This window comes from Kitasatospora sp. A2-31, assembly GCF_022288725.1.
In the GTDB taxonomy this organism is placed as follows: domain Bacteria; phylum Actinomycetota; class Actinomycetes; order Streptomycetales; family Streptomycetaceae; genus Kitasatospora.
This window is the reverse complement of sequence record NZ_JAKNTA010000287.1, coordinates 1-1,004: the sequence shown is the minus strand read 5'-3', so window position 1 is coordinate 1,004 and position 1,004 is coordinate 1. Positions and strand designations below refer to the sequence as shown.

Below are 1,004 nucleotides of genomic sequence, written 5' to 3'. Positions count from 1 at the left end.
CCGCCCGCCGTACGGGGACGGCGCCAACACCCCGGCGCTGAACACCGCGGTGCAGCAGTGCGGGCCGCGGGCCGTCGTGCTCTGGCGCGAGTCGATGCAGATCCACGACATGCAGTACCAGGCGGCCGACAAGAAGCTGCGGCCCGGGGACATCGTGCTCGCCCACTTCCGCGGCCCGAAGGACCTCAAGGGCGAGACCATGACGCAGATGTTCGGGGAGATGCTCGCCCGGATCCAGGAGCAGGGCTTCGCGGTGGCCCGCCTGGAGGACTACATCCAGCCGCCGGCCTCCTAGGAGGCGGCCGGGTCGGGAGCCGGGGCGTCGGCCGGGGCCGGGGCGTCGGCCCTGACGGGCCGGCCGAGCATCATCAGCGGGCCGTGGTCGGTGCGGCTGAGGATCACCGTGACGGTGTTCGGGCCGCTCGGCTTCAGCTGGCGGCGCAGCTCCTCGGGGGTGATCGCCATTCCGCGCTTCTTGATCACCACGGTGCCGACGGCCCGCTCGCGCAGCAGCGCCTTCAGCTTCTTGATGTGGAACGGCAGCACGTCGGTGAGCTCGAAGGCGTGCGCGTACGGGGTGGCGACCAGCTCGTCCGAGGTGACGTAGGCGATCTTCGGGTCGATCAGCCGGCCGCCGACCTGCTCCGCCACCTCGGCCACCAGGTGGGCGCGGATCACCGCGCCGTCCGGCTCGTAGAGGTAGCGGCCGACCGGTCCGGCCGGCGGGTCGGGCAGGTCGCCGCCGGTGAGCGAGGCGCCCTGCGGCAGCAGCGTGGCGCGGTGCGGCCGCTCGGCGCGGGTGCCGAACCAGAGCACCGCCTCCTTGACGTCGCCGTGGTCGGAGACCCACTCGGCCTCGGCGTCCGCCGGGACGGCCTCGTGCGGGATGCCCGGCGCCACCTTGAGCGCCCCGACCGGGGTGCGCCGGCCGGCCTCGATCGCCCAGGACAGCGGCGGCGCGTACGCCTCGGGGTCGAAGACCCGGCCGCGCGAGGTGCGGCGGG

The 1,004-nt window shown here is 74.4% G+C and carries 2 pseudogenes; one reads left to right on the top strand and one right to left on the bottom strand.

Annotated features, from left to right (window positions below):
- Positions 1-295: pseudogene (locus MCM47_RS44535) on the top strand (polysaccharide deacetylase family protein); the annotation flags it as partial.
- Here MCM47_RS44535 and MCM47_RS44530 read toward each other — a convergent pair.
- Positions 292-1,004, bottom strand: a pseudogene (locus MCM47_RS44530) (SAM-dependent methyltransferase); the annotation flags it as partial. The pseudogenes MCM47_RS44535 and MCM47_RS44530 sit on opposite strands and share 4 nt — an antisense overlap.